This window comes from Nocardia sp. NPDC051929 (genome assembly GCF_044548645.1).
In the GTDB taxonomy this organism is placed as follows: Bacteria; Actinomycetota; Actinomycetes; order Mycobacteriales; family Mycobacteriaceae; genus Nocardia; species Nocardia sichangensis.
The window spans coordinates 178,349-194,705 of record NZ_JBIUCG010000004.1 but is presented as its reverse complement, the minus strand read 5'-3'; the positions used below and the strand labels follow the sequence as shown (position 1 = coordinate 194,705).

Here is a 16,357-nt window from a genome sequence, read left to right as displayed (position 1 = left end):
TCCGGACACACGCTTGACTTCAGTGCACACCGAGTTCCGACCAGAAGGAGGAATCGTGGCCGCACCGACGGGCCTCGACTGGGCATGGGCCACCCGCACCGGGGGCGCTCTGTCGAAAGAGCAACGCCGCGCGTTGGCCGTCGCGACCGCACGCACGCTGCCCGCCATGGCGCCCAACCGGCTCCGGCTGGCACTGGGCAGGCGGGGACGCGGGCGGCTGGAGTTCGCCGGCCTGCGGTTACCCGACTCCCAGCTCGCCGTCGCGGCGGAGACCGAGGCGCGGGAGTCGCTGTCGCCGCACGTGCTGAACCATTCGCTGCGGACCTACTACTTCGGACGGGTCCTGGCGGATCTCGACGGCGCCGCCTACGACGACGAGCTCGTCTACGTCTCCTGTCTACTGCATGACCTGCAACTCGAACATCCCACGCCCGGAAGGTGTTTCGCCGTGGTCGGCGGCGAACGGGCGGCCGCCGTCGCACTGGGCGCGGGCGCGCCGCCGGAACGGGCCGAAGCGATCGGCGCGGCCATCGCCGCCCACATCACGCCCGGGGTCGCCGACGATCTCGGCGACCCCGGCGGCTTCGTCTCCGCAGGAGCCTCGGTGGACGTACTCGGGACGCGACTGGCGGAACTGGACCGCGAGTGGGTCGCCGAACTGCTGCGGCGGCACCCGCGACTGGAGTTCGCACGGCATGTCGTCGCCGCCTTCCGAGCGGAAGCGAAGGCGATGCCGAAAGGCCGGATTCATTGGCTCAACAGGGCGGGTTTCCTGGCCATGATCCGGATGTCACCGTTCGCCGAATAACCAAGCCGCCCCGTCAGACCGATCGGTATGCTCAACGTTATGAACGGTGTCACCGGCATCGCAAGCGCACGGCACAAGCTTGCTCGCGCGGGACACCACATCAATGACCTCGAACGCATGATCTCGGAATACCAGAACGCGAACCAGGTCGAAGTCCGAGTCGACCTTTCCCCGAGCCTGGAATACGAGAACGAGATCGATTGCCAGGTGGCCGCGGTGAGCGTATCCGAGGTGCCCGACGAGTGGGGACTGATCACCGGTGACGCGCTCACCAACTCGAGGGCCGCCCTCGACCACGCCGTCTACCCGCACGCGGAGCATTTCCCGATCTTGCTGAGCAGCACGGACAGCAGGGGTGAGGAGATATGCGTTCAGGAGATATTCGACGCCACGACCACAGCGATAATTCTCCGCCATCAGCCATATAACGATCCGCAGCCGACACATCACCCACTCGGACTTCTCCGCGAACTCGTCGACCGTGACGCGCACCGCCGAGTGCTCGTCACCAACTCGTTCAGGACCGAGCTGATTTTCGCACCATCGGATGACTACGAAGTCGTGGATATTCCAGGACTGGCAGTCCACGAACTCGTGCCGGGAGCTGTTTTCAAACATTTCCGTTTGAAGCTTCGCCCTGGGTTCACACAATCTCAGCTCACATACAACAACCGACTCGTGGCGACTGTCGTAGTCAATGTTCCGGATACCGATGACGATGTGCCGCTCGTCGCCTGCATGAGATCGATTCACACACGAGTGTCGGAAATTTTAGATCAGCTCGAAGCCCTCGGGATTCTATAACCGACACGGTGTCGCCGTTTCCGGCAGCCATGATCCGCGATCTCCGCGCGGTAGAGCGACGACCACGCTGGACGACAAGCCATGGTTCGTGGAGGGCGGACCGCGCGGAGTGGTCCGGCGAGCTCCACGGCCGACCGCGATGCTCGAAGGGTGCTTCCGGACCGCGCTGAGCACGGAAACGTTTGTCTCGCAGAACAAATCGCCCGCACCATCTGCCGGATGGTGCGGGCGAATGCTACTTTGGGTGGAGTGTCAGCCCAGACGCTGCTTGAGCGCCTCGAACTCGTCACGCACGCCGGAAGGCAGCTTGTCGCCGACGAACTCGAACCACTCTTCGATCAGCGGGATCTCCTTGCGCCACTCGTCGGCGTTCACGACGAGCGCCTCGTCGACGTCCTTGGGGTCGACATCCAGCCCCTCCAGGTCGAGCTGCGCGGCGGTCGGCACGTTGCCGATCGCGGTCGCCTCCGCCTGGGCGGAACCCTCGATACGGCCGATGATCCACTCCAGCACGCGGGAGTTCTCACCGAAGCCCGGCCACAGGAAGCGGCCGTCGCCGCCGCGGCGGAACCAGTTCACGTAGAAGATCTTCGGCAGCTTGCCCGCGTCGGCGTTCTTGCCGACGTTGATCCAATGGCCCAGGTAGTCCCCGACGTGGTAGCCGAGGAACGGCAACATGGCCATCGGGTCGCGGCGGACGGTGCCGACCTTGCCCTCGGCGGCCGCGGTCTGCTCGGAGGACAGCGTCGCGCCCATGAACACACCGTGCTGCCAGTCGAAGGACTCGGTGACCAGCGGGACGGTGGTCTTGCGGCGGCCGCCGAACAGGATCGCCGAGATCGGCACGCCCTGCGGGTCGTCCCACTCGGGCGCCAGGATCGGGCACTGCGCCATCGGCGTGCAGTAGCGGGAGTTCGGGTGCGCGGCCAGCGTCTCGGTCTCGCGCTGGTACCAGTCGTTGCCCTTCCAGTCGATCAGGTGATCGGGCTCGCCTTCCAGGCCCTCCCACCACACATCGCCGTCATCGGTCAGGGCGACGTTGGTGTAGACGGTGTTGCCCGCCTCCACGGTCGCCATGGCGTTCGGGTTGGAGCTGCGGTTGGTGCCCGGCGCGACGCCGAAGAAGCCGAACTCGGGGTTCACCGCGTAGAGACGGCCGTCCTTGCCGAAGCGCATCCAGGCGATGTCGTCGCCCAAGGTCTCCGCGCGCCAGCCCGGCACCGTCGGCTGGATCATCGCGAGGTTGGTCTTGCCACAGGCGCTGGGGAACGCGGCGGCGATGTAGTAGGCCTTGTTCTCCGGGGAGATCAGCTTCAGGATCAGCATGTGCTCGGCCAGCCAGCCCTCGTCGTGGGCCATCGCCGAGGCGATCCGCAGCGAGTAGCACTTCTTGCCGAGCAGCGCGTTGCCGCCGTAGCCGGAGCCGTAGCTCCAGATCTCCCGATCCTCGGGGAAGTGGGTGATGTACTTGGTGTCGTTGCACGGCCACGGCACGTCGGCCTGGCCGTCGGCCAGCGGCGCGCCCACGGAGTGCAGCGCCTTCACGAACGGGCGGTCGGCGCCCAGCTTCTCCAGGGCGGCGGCGCCCATGCGGGTCATCACGCGCATCGACACGACGACGTACTCGGAGTCGGTGATCTCGACGCCCAGCTTCGGGTCCTCGGCGCCCAGCGGGCCCATGCAGAACGGCACCACGTACATGGTGCGGCCCTTCATCGACCCGCGGTACAGCTCGGTCATCGTGGCGCGCATCTCGGTCGGGTCGACCCAGTTGTTGGTCGGGCCCGCGTCGGCCTCGGTCTTCGAACAGATGTAGGTGCGCGACTCCACCCGGGCCACGTCGGAGGGATCGGAGAGGGCGAGGAAGGAGTTCGGCTTCTTCTTCTCGTCCAGCCGCTTGAACGTCCCCGCCGCGACGAGCTGCTCGGTGAGCCGCTCCCATTCCTCGTCGGAGCCGTCTGCCCACACCACTCGATCCGGCTGGGTGAGTTCGGCGACTTCTTGTACCCAGGCGAGTAGTTCGCTGTGCTCGGTCGGCGCCTTGCCGTCGGATCCACGAAGACCAGGAATGGTCGCTGACGTCATGAAAACTCTCCTGAGATGGGCGGCTGTTCGATGCTCCGCCGCCTGGCCCTAGGCCCATGACCAGCGCGAATGCACCGAGCGCCACCGTTGGCGGGAAGGCGCCCGCTCCGACCGGTCGAACGCGCACCCCAGGAGGGCGGCAGATCAGGACTTAGCGGACGCCCAAGTTCCTGAATAGAGGTTAACGCGATGTGACGGCCGGTACGGTATCGGGTTCCTCACTGTGTACCCAATTGGTCGTTCGTTTCAACAGGCGCGATCCAGCGATCGAGGATCCGGACGTCGCGCTCGCATGCGGCGAGCTGCCCCGGCTGCTCGGCCGCCATCCGGCGCAATTCGGCCTCCAGCCGGGCCACCCTGCGATCCGTCTCGACCATTCGCGCGGTGCTTGCCTGGACCACGTGATCGGCCAAAGTGGTCTCCGCTTCCACGAGTGCGGTCACCACGCGCTGCTCGAGCTGCGCTTTTACGTTGACCAACGCGTCGGCGACCCATTGCCGAATGTGCGCTCGATCGGCCAGCTGGCGCCGTGCTCGGACCACCCACGCCGCCGCACCGCCGCCGAGCAGCAACGTTACCGGCACGCTCGCGACGTCGAGGGCCGATACCAGGGAGAACGGAGCAACCAGCAAGCGACCCAGACCGACACCGGCCGACGCGCCGAGCGCGATCATAAGGTGATCTTCGACACCCCGATGGCGTGGCTCGGGATCCGGGCCGACCCGAGGGGCCTGGTCGCGCCGCCGCGTAGGCGAACCCCGATCCGTGCTCTCGATCCGGGCGCTCAGTTCGGCGATGCGCTGGTCGATGACGTGGTCGAGGGCGCCGGTCAGTTCGGTGACGGACTGCTGCAGCCGAGTGGGGTAGCCGCCGAGCTCGGCGGGCCGCAGCCGGTCCAGCTCGGCGCGCACGGCGGTGTGCAGCGCCCGGATGCTCGCGCCGATCTCGGTCATCAGGTCCACCCGGGCCAGGTGCAGCTGCCCGCGCAGGGTGGACATCGCGGTGGCGCGCCCCCCGTCGCGACCGGCCAACAGAAGGGCGCGCTCCTCGCGCAGCCGGGCCGCTTCGACGCCGGAGCGCAGCACCGCCACCTGTTCGGCCACCCGTCGACGCGTGTCGGCGAGGACCCGGCCGGTCACCGCACCCGGCCGGTCACCGCCTGCGGCGGCTGCCGCGGTGAGCCGCGCGTGCAATGCGCCGACACCGGAGCGATCGAGCAGTCCGGCGTCGCCCGCGGCGCGTGCGGCGGCCGCGAGCCGCGCCGAGACCGGCACGATGTCCAGATCGCCCGCGCCCGACGCGGCGAGCAACTCCAGGTCGCGCTCCCGCACGGCGTGCCAGTCCCGGTGGGCGTGGACGCCGTTCATGGCGAGCAGCAGGCGGGCGCCGTCCGCGCGCAACCGATCGACCACCCCGAGCGTGTCCGCGCCGATGATGGTGCCCGCGTCGAGCAGGATCAACGCCACCGCGGGCGGGGCGGACTCCGATACGGCGTCGGCGCGGGGTTCCGACAGCGTGAGGCGCGGTTCGAACCGGGCCAACTCGGTGCGCAACAAGGTCGTGTTGACGTCGGCGGGGCCGATCACCGTGACCGCACGAGCGCCACCGGAGTCGTGCACCGCGCGCAGCAGCGCCATACCTTGCGGATTCCATCGCTCCACCACGGCCGCGAGCTCGGGGACGAGCGCGGCGGGACGCTCGGCTTCGCCGTCGGCGGAGTCGCCCGCCGTGTGAGAAGGCGGATCCACCGCGGCAGCCGCACCAGGCGACGCCGATTCCGGCGGCTCAGAGACCGGCACTGCTCATCCGTTCCCATAGTCGGACGTACCCGTTGTGCACCCGCAACGCGGCGCGGCGGGCGGCCGGGGGCATATCGCTGGTGACGACCGCGTGCCAGCGCGTGGCGCGGGCAAGCGCATCGTCGGCGTCGGAAGGAGCGGGCGCGGAATACCCTGCGGCGAGATGGGCCACTTCGGGCCCCGCCAGGCCCGCGCAGAGTCCGAGCCAGACGGCGTCGTCGCTGTACAGATAGGACTCCAGGAGGTCGCGCGCCCGGCCGCCCTCCTCCGGGACCGCGCGGGCGGCGAGCCGGGCCAGCTCGTCGAGCAGCTCGCCGCCGCGCAGCGCGGACACTTGTTCGTAGCGGCGGTGCAGCAACTGGTGGAGCGCGTCGATGCCGCTGGCCGCGTGCAAGATCTGCAGCAGCGCCTGCGGAGCGAGATCCGGATCGTGCCGTAGGGCCGTGCACGCGCAGGCCACGCCGTACAGATCCCAGCGGCGCAGCAGTTCCTCGCGCTCGGCGGCATCCGGCCCCGGTGCGACGAACAGGTCCGGCGCGAGGAGCAACGCGGGGTCGGCTTCGGTGGCGAGTTTGCGCAGCAGGTCCAGCTCCGCGCCGGTCAGCGCGCCCGCTCGGGTGCGCATCGCGAGCGCGGCGACCACCGGAACCACCGGAAGCCGCAGCTGACTGCCGTACTGCTGGGCCGAGGCCACGGCATCGCCCCAGCGAGAGCCGATCGCGTCGGCTTTGTTCAGCACCGCGATCGTGCGCTGCGGCGGCAGCGTGGCCAGCACCCTCCGATCGGCCGGCGTCGGCGCGGCCGACAGCACGTAGACGACGATGTCGGCGTCGAGGTCGGGGTCGGGCGCATCCGGCCGGTCCACCGGATCGGTCTCCACCGCAGACATGAGCGCGAGCGCGTGCAGCACCGTTGTCCGCCCCGCGTGCGCGCGCCCGGTCACCTGGATGCGCGGCGGCTTGCGCCACGCGCTGACGGCCGCCGCCGCGGCGTACCCGATCTGCGGATCCCGCCCGGTGCCGAAGCGCAGCTCGGCGAGCAGCTTGTCGAGCTGATCGTGCGCGGACGTCGGCACGCCACGCTCCCGCAGCGGCCCATCGGAATCAGTGGCTGTCGGCATGCTGCACCCACCCCCTTTTACGGTGCGCAATTGTGTCAGAAGTCGGCTCGCCGGGCAGGTTCGACGGGCTCAGCTGCCACTGAAGTATTTGTTGGCGGTGCGCACCATCCAGTTCGGCGCGTATTTCCCCACCGTCGCGAGCACCTTCGCCTGCGCGCCGATCTCGTAGTGCACCTTCGGCAGCCGGGCGCGCTTGCGGGTGGCCTCCCAGATCCCGGCCGCGACGTCGTCGGCGGTCAGTCGTACGCCCAGCGATTTCGTCGTCCCGGTCGTCACGCCGTCCACCATGGCCGTGGCCACGAACAGCGGCCAGATCGCGAGCACGCGGATGTCGTGGCGCTCCCATTCCAGGTCGAGCGCCTCGGTGAAGCTCTTGACGGCGGACTTGGTCGCACCGTAGCTCGCGAGTTCGGCCTGGCCGTAGATCGCCGAAGCCGAGCACAGGTTGACCACCTGCGCGCCCGGCGTGTCGCGCAGGTAGCGGAACGCACTGTGTGTCCCCGTGAGCACGCCCACCACGTTGACCTCCACGATCGCCCGATGGGCGGCGATGTCGATCTCTTCGAACGGCCCCGCGCGCAGGATCCCGGCGTTGTTGACCAGGATGTCCAGTCGTCCCGTCGCGGCGTGGAACTCCGCGAGCCGCTCCGCCCACTGCGTGGCGTTCGTCACATCGAGCACTCCTGTGTTAACTACGCCACCCTTGGCTGTGATATCACCGGAAAGCCTGGTCAGCCCGACTTCATCGATGTCGTAAGCCCCGACTTGGTATCCCTGCGCAGCGAAAAGCAAGGCCGTGGCCCGCCCGATGCCCGCCGCCGCGCCGGTGATGAATACTGTCGGTCTGCTCATGCCGGGGAGTCTAGTGCCGGGAATGACGTGTATCGCGGGGTTCCCACACGCCCGGTCGGTCACTTACCCTGCAGAAGTGGTCGGCACCATAACCGGTGCGCAGCTTGAACTTTCGCATGCGGCAACCGACCTCGAAGATGAGGAGGTTGCGATGACCGCGAATGTCATCGGCGCTGTCGACCGGGAGCCCGCCTGTCCCGCGGACCGCAAGCCCTTGCTGCCCAGCACGGACCCGTTCCATCGACCGCCGAAAGGGTTCGCGGCCAAGGCGCCGGGCACCATTCTGCGCAGCAGGAAGATCGAAGTGGCGCTGTTCGGAATTGTCCCGCAACAGGTCTCGGCCTGGCAGTTACTCTACCGCAGCTGTGATCTGCACGGGGCGCCGGAAGCGGCGATCACCACCGTCCTGCTTCCGATCGGCGCGGAACCGGACCAGGATCGCCCGCTGCTGGCCTTCCAGACCGCGATGGACGCGGTGACCGAGAAATGCTCGCCGTCCTACGCGCTGCGTCACGGCTCGCGGGCGCTCGGTTCGATCACCCAGTTCGAATGGCTCCTGGTCGCGAACGCGCTGCGGCGCGGCTGGGCCGTGAGCATCGCCGACCACGAGGGACCGCACGGTAACTTCGGCGCGCCGCGCGAGCCCGGCTACCGCGCGCTCGACGGCATCCGCGCCGCCCTGCGCTTCGACCCCCTCGGGCTCGGCCCGGAAACCCGCGTCGCGGTGTGGGGCTACTCCGGCGGCGGCATGGCCAGCTCGTGGACGGTCGAGATGGCGCCGACCTACGCCCCCGAACTCGACATCGTCGGCGCGGTGCTCGGCGCCCCGGTCGGCGACCCGCGCCAGGTCTTCGACCGGCTCAACGGCACGCCCTTCGCGGGTCTGCCCGCCATCGTCATCGCCGCCCTGCGCAGGCTGTATCCCGCGTTGAGCTCGCTGATCGACAACGAGCTCAGCCCGGACGGCCACCGGTTCGTCGTCCGCGCCGAGAACGCGACGCCGGTCGGCGCGATCCTCGGGCTGGCGGGCAAGAAGGTGGACGACTTCCTCGACCGCCCGCTCGCCGAGGTGCTCGACACCCCGGAGCTGCGGGCGATGTTCGACGATCTTCGGCTCGGCAATACGACGCCGGCCTGCCCGCTGCTGGTGGTGCAACCCATCCACGACCAGGTCATCCACATCGAGGGCATCGACGGCCAGGTGGCCCGCTACCGTCGCGGCGGCGCCGCGGTGACCTACGTTCGCGACCGGCTCAGCGAGCACTTCTCGCTGCTGCCGCTGTCCACGCCGATCAGCCTGGACTGGCTGGCAGACCGGTTCGCCGGGCAACCGGTGAGCGACGCGGGCGACAGCACTGTCTGGTCGGTCGCCGCCTCACCCTCGGGCGTGCGCGGACTGCTGGAGATGGCGGTGACCGCGGCCAAGGTCGCGCTCGGAAGACCGCTGCGTCAGCAACGGCCGACCGAGCCGAGGATCGCGCCCGCGCGCGCCGCCTGACCTCCTGCTCAGCGGCCCGTGCACAACCGCTTGCCGCACTGATCGCCGGATGCTGGACAATGGACGCCGTGAACGACGCCGCGAACCATACTGCCGAGTCAGTTCCGGGCCCGCCGTCCACAGCTTCGGCTCCGGCCGAGGGCGGGCCCAGGCACAAGACCGGCTCCCGCCTGTACCCACGAGTCACCAGCTTCCGGTCGCGCAGGGGCGCGCTGACCGCCACCCAGCAGCAATCCTGGGACCGGATGTGGCCCTCGATCGGCCGCGAGGTCGCCGACGAGCCGCTGGACGCCGCCGCCTGGTTCGGTCGCGACGCTCCGCTGGTCATCGAGATCGGCTGTGGCACGGGCACCGCGACGGCCGTCATGGCGCAGGCAGAACCGCACCTGAACCTGATCGGCATCGAGGTGTATCAGCCCGGCCTGGCGCAGTTGGTGCAGCGCATCGAGCGCGAAGGGATCGAGAACATCCGCCTGCTGCGCGGCGACGCGGTCGACGTACTGGAAAACATGATTGCCGAGGAGTCGCTGACCGGCGTCCGGGTGTTCTTCCCCGACCCGTGGCCGAAGGCGCGCCATCACAAGCGGCGGCTGCTGCAACCCGCAACGGTCGCGCTGATCGCCAACCGCCTGAAGCCGGGCGGTGTGCTGCACGTCGCCACCGACCACGCGGGCTATGCCGAGCACATCCACGCGGTCGGCATGGCGGAGCCCCTGCTCTCGGGTCTCAACGAGGCGACGGGCGGCGTCAGCGCGGAGCATCGCGCCACCGCGCCGATCGGTTTCGAGCGGCCCGTCACGAAATTCGAGGGCAAGGCACATCGCGCCGGTAGCGCCATCACGGAGCTCATATGGGGGAAGATCGACCGATGAGCGTCAGTGAAATGGCCCACGAAGTGGTCGATGTTGCCGGGGAGGTGCACGGCGGCGGAGCGGAAGGTCTGGGCAGCTCGGGGCCGGACGTGCGCCGCGTCCTGTTGGTGTGGGACGCCCCGAACCTCGACATGGGCCTCGGCGCCATTCTGGGCGGTCGTCCGACCGCCGCCTACCGCCCGCGGTTCGACGCGCTCGGCCGCTGGCTGCTGGCCCGGACCGCGGAACTGTCGGTGGGCGCGGTGCATCGGGTGGAACCCGAGGCCACCGTTTTCACCAACATCGCGCCCGGCACCGCCGACGTCGTGCGGCCCTGGGTGGAGGCGCTGCGCAACGTCGGCTACGCGGTCTTCGCCAAACCGAAGATCGACGAGGACTCCGACGTCGACGCCGACATGCTGGCGCACATCGCCTTACGCAGCCGCGGCGCGGGCTTGGCGGGCATCATGGTCGCATCCGCCGACGGCCAGGCGTTCCGCGAACCGCTGGAGGCGCTCGCCGCCAAAGGAGTGCCGGTTCAGGTGCTCGGCTTCCGCGAGCACGCGAGTTGGGCCGTCACATCCGATACTCTCGAATTCATCGACCTCGAGGACATTCCGGGCGTGTTCCGTGAACCGCTGCCCCGGGTGAGCCTCGACTCGCTGCCCGACGAGGGTGCCTGGCTGCAGCCGTTCCGGCCGCTGTCGGCACTGCTCACCTCTCGCCCCGCCCAAGGAGTCGCTTAGTGTTCACACGCTGGGGCGATCTGGTATACCGGCTGCGATTCGCCGTCATCGGCGTGGTCGTGGCCGGTCTTCTGGCTCTCGGTGGCTACGGCCTCGGGTTGGAGGACCACCTCAGCTCCAGCGGGTGGGATGATCCGACCTCGGAGTCGGCGCGCGCGGCGAGGATCAAAGACGGTGCCTTCGAACGGGATCACAAATCCGACGTCATCGTGTTGTACACGGCGCCGGACGGCAAGACCATCGACGATCCGGAATTCAGCGGCAAGATCCTCGAGAATCTGGGAAGTCTACCCCGCGAGCATCCCGACGAGATCACCCAGATCAACGGTGTCTACTGGCGGAACAGCGCGAACATTCCAGTCCAGGCCTCCGTTTTCGGCTCCAAGGACAAGAAGTACGCCTTCGCCTCCATCGCCATCAAGGGCGACAACGACACCGAGATGGTGCGCAACTACCGGAAGGTGAAGAACGTTTTCTTCATCCCCGGAGTGGATGTGCAGGTGACGGGTCTGCAGGCCGTGGCGGGCACGCTGAACGACACCATGGCCGACGACCAGAAGCGCATGGAGATCCTCGCCATTCCGGCGGTGGCCGTCCTGCTGTTCTTCGTCTTCGGCGGCATCGTCGCCGCCGGATTGCCGCTGATCGTCGGTGGTCTCACCGTGATCGGCGCATGGGGCATCGTGCGGTTCATCACCGAGTTCACCGAGGTGAATTCGTTCGTCTCGCCGGTCGTCTCGATGATCGGCTTGGGCCTGGCCATCGACTACGGCTTGTTCATAGTGAGTCGTTTCCGCGAGGAACTCGCCGAGGGATACGACACCAGGACCGCCGTCCGCCGAACGGTGATGACCTCGGGCCGCACCGTGGTGTTCTCCGCCACGATGATCGTCGCCAGCCTCGGCGGCATGCTGCTGTTTCCGCAGGGCTTCCTGAAGTCGGTGGCCTACGGCGCCATCGCGACGGTCACACTCGCGGCGCTGACCTCGATCACCGTGTTGCCCGCCATGCTGTCGGTGCTGGGCAAGCGGGTCGACCTGCTCGGCCTCAAGCGGTTCCGCCAGACCAAGACCGCCGATGAGGTGGAGAACGGTATCTGGGGGCGCTCCACCCGCTGGGTGATGAAGCATCCGCTCAAGATCGCGATCCCGCTCTGCATCCTCTTGCTGCTGCTGATCATCCCGGTCAAGAATCTGAGCTTCGGTGGTATCAACGAGCGGTATCTGCCGCCGGACAATCCGACCCGCTTGGCGCAGAAAGAGTTCGACACGATCTTTCCGCTGCGCAAATCGGATCCGATCGAACTGGTTTTCGTAGTCGACGATCCCAGCCTCGCTCCCCAGGTAGCCAAGGTGGTGAAGGAGGCGAGCAAAGCGCCCGGGCTGGCCGGCGAATTCGCTTATCCGCCCAGCACGGCTCCCAACGACAAGACCATCTACAACACGTCCGTCACGCTGACCAATTCGCAGGACGCCGATCCGACCATCGATTACCTCCGCTCGCTGCCGTTGCCCGACGGCGTCACCATGCTCGTGGGCGGTCAGCCGACGATCCAGAAGGACAGCATCAACGCGCTGCTGGGCCGGATGCCTTTGATGATCGCGCTCGTCTTGTTCGTGACGACGCTGCTGATGTTCCTGACCTTCGGCTCGCTGGTGCTGCCGATCAAGGCCGCGCTGATGAGCGCCCTCGGTCTCGGATCCACGCTCGGCATCCTCACCTGGATCTTCATCGACGGCCACGGCGCGGGACTGTTGAATTTCACTCCGCAGCCGATCATGTCGCCCGTGCTGGTGCTGATCATCGCGATCATCTACGGCCTGTCGACCGACTACGAAGTCTTCCTGATGTCGCGCATGGTCGAGGCGCGCGCCCAAGGCGCGAGCACCACCGAGGCGGTGCGGATCGGTACCGCGCAGACCGGCCGGATCATCACCGCGGCCGCGCTGATCCTGCTCGTCGTCACCGGTGCGTTCGCCTTCTCCGACCTGGTGATGATGCAGTACATCGCCTACGGCATGATCGCGGCGCTGTTCATCGACGCGACCGTGCTGCGCATGCTGCTCGTCCCGGCCACCATGAAGCTCCTTGGCGACGACTGCTGGTGGGCGCCTGCCTGGATGAAGAAGGTGCAGGAGAAGGTCGGGCTCGGTGAGCCGATCCTCGATGACGAGCGCGTCGGCGGTAGCGATGTCGTCGACCTGGTGAAGACCACGCCGATCACCGATCCGGTGACCATGCAGATCCCCGCCGTCACCGCCGCCAACAAGGTGCCGCGCAGGCGCAAGCCGCGCACGGTCGCCGAGATCGAGGCCGAGGCGCCGACCAGGCGGCTGGACCGGGTACCGCCGTCGCCCGCACCGCAGCCGACCCCCGCGCCGCCGCCGCTCGATCCGGCCAGGCCACGCACGGAACCACCACGGAATCCCACACCCCCGCAGGGTGAACCGATTCGCCCGCGGCGGATTTCGCAGGTTCCGAACGATCCTCGCTCGCCCGGCCAAGCGGAGCAACGGCCGCCGGCACCGCCCGTGCACCCGCCGCGACCGGCGCCGCCCCCCGGCCTGCCGCAGGACCCGAACGCATCGCACGCCGGTGTGCCGTCGGTGACCCTGCCCGAGCACAGCCCGCGACCCGCCGTCTCACCGATCACGCCACCCGCCCCGCGCCCGACCCACGCACCGGAACCACGCCCGCTGTCGGGCATCTCGCAGGAACACACCGTCGATCTCGCACAACAGCGCCCCGACGCGCCCGGTCCGGCGCACCACCTGCCGCCCGATGCTCCGGCCGCTTCCGACGTCCCCGCGCACCGCGCACCCGAACCCGAGATCCCCGCGGAGCCGTACAACGGACCGGACACCACCAACCGCAGCAGCATCGAGAGCTGGATGGCCGAACTGCGCTCCTCCCGCCGCCACATCGGCCGGGCCCCCGAGGAGGGCAGGCACCACGGCGGCGACGGCCGCACGGTGAGCGTGAACGAACTACTGCGCCGCCGCGACCGCGAGTGAGCCGACGCCACCGCTGACGCGAAGCCGCCGCGCCGTAGTCGTTGAATCCACCATGGCCCAGCGGTTCCCGCTCAGCGCATTGCGTAGCACCATCGGCCAGGCCTGCCGACCGAACTGTCCTGCGAGCAGAGCACGAAGGCGGTCGAGCACGCGTTCGCCTGTTCGTAGCCGCGCGACACCCGGCCCGTTCGCAGACCACTGTTCGGCGGCGAACGCGGTGCCGACCTCGCTCACGCGGCGCAAGCGATCGCGCAGCGACCTCTCGCTTTGAGTGCGTTCCCGGTGAGCGTGGCGACGATCTGGCCACCGCGACCGGGTCACGGGTAAGTCAGCTCGCTCGACCGGAGTCGTCGGGCTCCTCCGTTCGCTTCGTGACAGTCGTTGCGGTGCCATCAGGTGCGTTCCCCGTTCCCGCGTCGGCGAAGGCGCGCGCATAGCGGGTACCTGCCAAGAGCAGCAGAATGCCGACTACGAGGAAGGCGACGACGCGGACCAAGCCGTCCAAGGTGGCCAGGTCGAAGAGGAACAGTTTGGCCAGTGCGGCTGCCGTGACCAGTAAACCGGAACCCAAGGCGAGTTTGGCGACCGCGGGTGCTTCGGCGAGTGCGCGAAGTCCGAACAGGAGGGCGCTGGTCGCGGCTGCCATCCAGAGGATGGTCGCGGCGCTGTGGCCGAGGAGGAACCCGTTCGGCGTTCCGGTCGCGACGCCGAGGGAGACCGTCGTCGTGGTCACCGCGTAGAGTCCGGCGACGCTCGCGGCGATCCATGGCCACGCGCTGCCCGCGGCAGGTCCGGGCAATCGCCGCGCGCACCACATCGCCACCGCGATCACCGCGAGGGCCAGCGTCGCGCCGAGCACGGTCGCCACGCCGAGGTTCGCCTCCGAAAGATGTCGCGAGGCAAGCACTTCCGGGCTCGCGACATTCAGCAGCGCCAAGCCGCCGAGCACCGCGAACGCCGCGCCGAGGCCCGCCGCCGGGCGGGACGTCCGCTGGCCCGCGACGCCGAGGAAGACCAACGCCACCAGCAGCAGAGCCGTGGGCAAGGTCCGCGTCTCGGTAACGCCGACACATGCCTCGAGCGCAGCGATCGAGCCCGCGACGGCGGCCACGAGGGCCGTGTGCCCCGGGATCCGTACCAACTCGTTCACTTTCGGCGCCATGCTCACCGCGGCGACGAGCAGGAGCACCGCGGCGGCGATCGACGCTACCGACACCGCGATGTGCCGTTCGGAATACATCCCCGGGGCGAGCAGCAGCGGCACGAGCGCTGCCGCCATCGTCAGCGAGGCGGTGAGATCGGCGGGCCGGTGCCGGACGACGACGATCGTCCCGGTGATTCCGACCAACGCGACCGCCACCGCGGCCACGAGCACCCAGGTGCGCTCTCCAGCGGCGGGAGTTCCGAGAACCACACCCGCGACGAACCCAAACGTCGCCAGTACGGCAGGCAATGTGCGCGCCACGTGCAGATATGGCCAGTTCCGCGTCAATTGCACCGGCACGCAGACCAATTGCAACACGATCAGGAACGCGAGCAGTACCACCCGCGTGGTCACCACCGGAGACAGCGCCGCCGCGGCGAGCACCACCAGGACCGCGAGTGGCTGCGAGCGCCACCGCATCGCCAAACCGACGCCCGCGGTGGCGACACCGAAAGCGACGGCGAGCCCGAGTACCGGATGCAGCCAGTGGTAGATGGCGGTCACCGCGACGACATCGAGATAGGCGCCCGCGATGCCGGTGGCCGCCAGTGCGATACCGCCGACCCGCCCTCCGGTCCGCTGGAAGACTCGTACTCCCGCAGCCAACAGCCCAGCCGAGAAAACCGCTCCCGCAATGACTCTCGGCACCGGCCCGAAGAATCCCGCCTGGGCAGCCAGAACTAGGAGCATCGCGACGCCGATCAACGTCACCGCGACACCCGCCAGCGCCAAGAGCCGGCTGATCACCCCGTCACGTTGCCACCACGGCGTATGCGGCACCGGTGGCCCCGCGCGCGGTGGGACAGGCGGGCAAGGCGGCACCGCCCCTGGCATCGGTCCCCGCGCGTTGGGCGGCCACGGAGCGCCACCCCACGCACCGCCGGGCGGTGGGGCGAAACGCGGAACGTATGCGGGCTGCGGAGGGGGAACTGGCACACCGGCCGCCGACGATTGTCCCGGCCAGGGCGGCGTAATCGGCGGTATCGCACCGGAGGCCGCGTACCCCGATCCCGCGAAACCGCCGCTGGCAAACGTATCGGCCGAACGCGACGACGACCCAGTGAACCCACCGCCGGCGTGGGCATCGGCCGCACGCGACGACGATCCAGCGAACCCACCGCTGACAGACCCTCCGATTCCACTCGACGACCCCGCGACCGGGCGTGCGGGCGCACCGGGTTCCGAGGCATCGCCGAACGCCTGTCCGCCGGTCTCGCCGTATACCGACGGTTGCGCAATCGAATCGCGCGCCTCGCCGGACGCTGCCCCGCGCGGTACCTCGTTCCCGGGCACACCCGGCGTGTCGGATGAGGCCGGACGCACCGGGACACCCGCATCCGCGACGACCTGCTCATGTAGCACACGCAGATCCCGGCCGAGCACGCCCAACTGCGTCCCCAGCGTCGTGAACTCGCCGGAGAGACGCGCGAGCAACGCCGGATCGATGGAGGTAGTCATGACTTCATGCTGGTCACCGCGACGCGCGCGAGCATGAGTAGTTACCCCTGGTAGACAGGCGGGTTCTACCCGCCCGACCGGCCCTCACCCAGGGCAGTCGGATGAGGACCGGTCGCGC

The 16,357-nt window shown here is 68.8% G+C and carries 11 protein-coding genes; 6 read left to right on the top strand and 5 right to left on the bottom strand.

Annotation, left to right across the window (positions count from 1 at the left end):
- Positions 1-55: 55 nt before the first annotated feature.
- Positions 56-808 (top strand): phosphohydrolase, encoded by a 753-nt coding sequence (locus ACIHAX_RS06950; protein WP_356962981.1) that lies wholly within the window; start codon positions 56-58, stop codon positions 806-808.
- A gap of 39 nt (positions 809-847) precedes the next feature.
- Entirely contained in the window at positions 848-1,612 is a 765-nt protein-coding gene (locus ACIHAX_RS06945; protein ID WP_355071340.1) for a hypothetical protein, read from the top strand.
- A gap of 252 nt (positions 1,613-1,864) precedes the next feature.
- Here ACIHAX_RS06945 and ACIHAX_RS06940 read toward each other — a convergent pair whose 3' ends face one another.
- The 4 genes from ACIHAX_RS06940 to ACIHAX_RS06925 all read right to left on the bottom strand — a co-directional run bounded on the left by ACIHAX_RS06940 (position 1,865) and on the right by ACIHAX_RS06925 (position 7,468).
- Positions 1,865-3,697, bottom strand: coding sequence for a phosphoenolpyruvate carboxykinase (GTP) (locus ACIHAX_RS06940; protein ID WP_397276227.1), 1,833 nt, complete (start codon positions 3,695-3,697; stop codon positions 1,865-1,867).
- Between the two features lie 218 nt (positions 3,698-3,915).
- Entirely contained in the window at positions 3,916-5,445 is a 1,530-nt protein-coding gene (locus ACIHAX_RS06935) for a hypothetical protein (protein WP_397276225.1), read from the bottom strand.
- Between the two features lie 37 nt (positions 5,446-5,482).
- Positions 5,483-6,616: a hypothetical protein gene (locus tag ACIHAX_RS06930; RefSeq protein ID WP_397276223.1), complete on the bottom strand. Its 1,134-nt coding sequence runs from the start codon at positions 6,614-6,616 to the stop codon at positions 5,483-5,485.
- A 69-nt stretch (positions 6,617-6,685) separates the two neighbouring features.
- A complete protein-coding gene (locus ACIHAX_RS06925) occupies positions 6,686-7,468 on the bottom strand; it encodes an SDR family oxidoreductase (protein WP_355071333.1) in 783 nt (260 codons plus the stop codon).
- A 151-nt stretch (positions 7,469-7,619) separates the two neighbouring features.
- Here ACIHAX_RS06925 and ACIHAX_RS06920 point away from each other — a divergent pair, with 151 nt between their 5' ends.
- Genes ACIHAX_RS06920 through ACIHAX_RS06905 form a run of 4 tightly spaced genes read left to right on the top strand, consistent with a single transcriptional unit; the run spans position 7,620 to position 13,577 of the window.
- A complete protein-coding gene (locus tag ACIHAX_RS06920) occupies positions 7,620-8,966 on the top strand; it encodes a lipase family protein (RefSeq protein WP_356962987.1) in 1,347 nt (448 codons plus the stop codon).
- 59 nt (positions 8,967-9,025) lie between these two features.
- Positions 9,026-9,838, top strand: coding sequence for a tRNA (guanosine(46)-N7)-methyltransferase TrmB (gene trmB / locus ACIHAX_RS06915; protein ID WP_356962988.1), 813 nt, complete (start codon positions 9,026-9,028; stop codon positions 9,836-9,838).
- Positions 9,835-10,563: an NYN domain-containing protein gene (locus ACIHAX_RS06910; protein ID WP_195044044.1), complete on the top strand. Its 729-nt coding sequence runs from the start codon at positions 9,835-9,837 to the stop codon at positions 10,561-10,563. The genes trmB and ACIHAX_RS06910 overlap by 4 nt, the downstream gene beginning before the upstream one ends.
- Positions 10,563-13,577, top strand: coding sequence for an MMPL family transporter (locus tag ACIHAX_RS06905; RefSeq protein WP_397276220.1), 3,015 nt, complete (start codon positions 10,563-10,565; stop codon positions 13,575-13,577). Before ACIHAX_RS06910 ends, ACIHAX_RS06905 begins: the two co-directional genes overlap by 1 nt.
- A gap of 328 nt (positions 13,578-13,905) precedes the next feature.
- Here the strand turns inward: ACIHAX_RS06905 and ACIHAX_RS06900 are convergent, their stop codons facing one another.
- Positions 13,906-15,528 carry a DUF2339 domain-containing protein gene (locus ACIHAX_RS06900; protein WP_397276218.1) on the bottom strand — a complete coding sequence of 541 codons (1,623 nt, stop codon included), beginning with the start codon at positions 15,526-15,528 and terminating at the stop codon, positions 13,906-13,908.
- Positions 15,529-16,357 lie beyond the last annotated feature (829 nt).

Excerpts from the sequence above, each read along its gene's own strand:
- ACIHAX_RS06945 (WP_355071340.1), top strand. The coding sequence starts at position 848 with ATGAACGGTGTCACCGGCATCGCAAGCGCACGGCACAAGCTTGCTCGC.
- ACIHAX_RS06940 (WP_397276227.1), bottom strand. The coding sequence starts at position 3,697 with ATGACGTCAGCGACCATTCCTGGTCTTCGTGGATCCGACGGCAAGGCG.
- ACIHAX_RS06930 (WP_397276223.1), bottom strand. The coding sequence starts at position 6,616 with ATGCCGACAGCCACTGATTCCGATGGGCCGCTGCGGGAGCGTGGCGTG.
- ACIHAX_RS06925 (WP_355071333.1), bottom strand. The coding sequence starts at position 7,468 with ATGAGCAGACCGACAGTATTCATCACCGGCGCGGCGGCGGGCATCGGG.
- ACIHAX_RS06920 (WP_356962987.1), top strand. The coding sequence starts at position 7,620 with ATGACCGCGAATGTCATCGGCGCTGTCGACCGGGAGCCCGCCTGTCCC.
- trmB (WP_356962988.1), top strand. The coding sequence starts at position 9,026 with ATGGACGCCGTGAACGACGCCGCGAACCATACTGCCGAGTCAGTTCCG.
- ACIHAX_RS06910 (WP_195044044.1), top strand. The coding sequence starts at position 9,835 with ATGAGCGTCAGTGAAATGGCCCACGAAGTGGTCGATGTTGCCGGGGAG.